Below are 2,351 nucleotides of genomic sequence, written 5' to 3'. Positions count from 1 at the left end.
CGAAATCTCCGCCCGCGACAACGGATCCAACGGGTGCGCAACCCCAACAACAGCAGCAGAAGTTTCAATATCGAGAGTCATGCTTATCTCCTAGACAAATCGGGATGAGGATGCCTGTGGTGGTGGTGTTCCCATGGGCCAACAGGCGCAAAAAGGTCCCTGGATTCCCAGTACTGGTCGTCGTTGTCAGAACTGTTTATCTCTGGCGCAGATAAGGTCCCCTATTTCCAGGGGGCCGGCCGGGTTCGGCTCCGATCCCGGCCGGTGTGATACCGGTCACCTGCGTTCCTTTCACAAGTAAAACTACGTGAGGGAATTCGTTTAGGCGAGTGATTTATAAACATTTACTTGAGAAATTCGGAGCCGGAAATTCCCACGCCAGTTAACATGTTGGAAACATTCGGAAACACGTCCGGCAGCGACCGGCCGGCCCTGCGAATGCTGGCGTTCTGCACGTCGGCCAGGTGCCCTGGGACGGCAAAAGCGGATGCTCCCAGCTGTGCAGCTGGGAGCATCCGCTTTCATGGGCAGTCCCCGATGCCGCTGTGAGGCGGCATCGGGGACCGGGTGGTTGGGGCTAGTCCTTCTCCAGCTCCAGTTTTTTCTCGCGCTCGAGTTCGTCGAGTTCCAGATCCAGGTCGCCGGTGGCGTGCTGGCGCTCCATGGCCCTGACGTCGTCGAGATCGATCGGGTGCAACGGCTCCGGATCTTCCTCGTCCAGGACCGGGCCGTGGCCGTCGTCGGCAAGAACGACGTGGCCGATGGTCTCGTACTTGAGCGGATCGGTCTTCCGGAAGTAGAGCGCCAGGCCTGCCCCCGTGATGAACAGCGCGGCGGCGATGTAGGGGATGAGCTTGAACAGCAGGGACGACGACGCAGGTCCGGCAGCCGTGTCCAGGTTCAGGAACATCAGGATGACAACGGCTAACATACCCGCCCCACCCACAATGGGGGCGACCTTGGTACGCCAGAAGTTTTCCTCCGGATGGTGCTTGCGGAAGTAGTTGAACACTGCCGCCATGGTTACGGTCTGCACAATCACGAGCATGAATGTCCCAAGGATCGCCAGAAGGGCGAAAACATCCAGGTAGGGGTCCTTGTTGAAGAACCAGAATCCGAGGATCCACAGGATGGCGATACCCGTCTGCAGAAATGAGGCGATGTGCGGCGATCCGTGCTTCTTGTGGGTTCTGCCAAGGACGCCCGGAAGGATGCCTTCGCGTCCGAGGGAGTACATGTAGCGGGAGGCTGCATTATGGAAGGCCATGGCACAGGCGAAGGATCCGGTCATCATCAGCCACTCCATGACCAGGACCCAGCCGTGGCCGACAAAGACATCAGTGGGGTGGAAGAACATGTCCAGGGGGTTGGCGCTCTGCGCCAGGGCGATAGCTCCCTGGGCGCCGTTGCCTGCAACGGACATCCAGGAAACAAACGTGTAGAAGACGCCGACGCCGGTGACCGCGATCATGGTGGCGATCGGGATGATCTTCTTCGGGTTCTTGGATTCCTCCCCGTACATCACCGTCGACTCGAAGCCGGTCCAGGACCAGAACGCGATGAACATGGCCAGCCCCGGCGCCGCGGACTGCAGCCCGTTTGGCGAGAACGCAATGGCCGGGTTCAATGTCTCCGGCATCAGCCCGTCGGGGCCTCCGCCCTGGAACAGGACGCCGAAGGCCATGATGGCCAGGATCGCGATCTCCGTGAACAACAGCAGCGTCAGGATTTTCGCTGCCATGCTGATCTCAAAGAAGGTCAGGAAGCCGATGATCAGCAACCCGCCCACGGCGAAGACTACCCAATGGATGTCCATGCCCAACTGGTCCTTGAAGGCCAGATGGCCAAAGTACGAGAAAATACCGATGATGCTGGCTTCAAAAACGATGTAGCCGAAGGTCACCATGAAACCGGTTCCGAGGCCGAGCACGCGCCCCAGACCGCGCGAGATGAAGCCGTAGAACGCTGCCGTCGAGGTCACGTAGCGCGCCATCGTGACATAAGCAATCGCAAAGATGGACAGGATCACCGTTGCCCAGATATACGTTGCCGGCGTTCCGGTGCCGACACCGAAGCCGACCGAAATCGGGACGTTACCACTCATCACCGTGATGGGCGCCGACGTCGCGACCGCCATGAACACCACATCCCACAGCCCCAGGGTGTTGGCCTTCAGCTTCCCGGACGTGGGACCTGCCTTGGCGGTACTGGAACTTGCTGCAGCTTGTTGCCGGCTCATTTTTCGCCTCCCATGCTGCAGTGGCCGCTGTTGGTGGTGCGGGTTTCGGTGGGGAGGTTGAGGGTGGGGTTTTGGTTGAAGAAGCCGTGGGGTTCGAGCATGAAGCCGATGT

The 2,351-nt window shown here is 59.7% G+C and carries 1 protein-coding gene; it reads right to left on the bottom strand.

Annotated elements, in window-relative coordinates; all coding sequences use genetic code 11:
* Nucleotides 1–577: 577 nt before the first annotated feature.
* Nucleotides 578–2,239, bottom strand: a complete 1,662-nt coding sequence (locus ACFRAH_RS24220) for an APC family permease (RefSeq protein ID WP_377993437.1) — start codon at nt 2,237–2,239, stop codon at nt 578–580.
* Nucleotides 2,240–2,351 lie beyond the last annotated feature (112 nt).

This window comes from Arthrobacter sp. NPDC056727 (genome assembly GCF_042790555.1).
Taxonomy (GTDB): domain Bacteria; phylum Actinomycetota; class Actinomycetes; order Actinomycetales; family Micrococcaceae; genus Arthrobacter.
This window is presented reverse-complemented; position numbering and strand designations above follow the sequence as displayed.

Excerpts from the sequence above, each read along its gene's own strand:
- ACFRAH_RS24220 (WP_377993437.1), bottom strand. The coding sequence starts at position 2,239 with ATGAGCCGGCAACAAGCTGCAGCAAGTTCCAGTACCGCCAAGGCAGGT.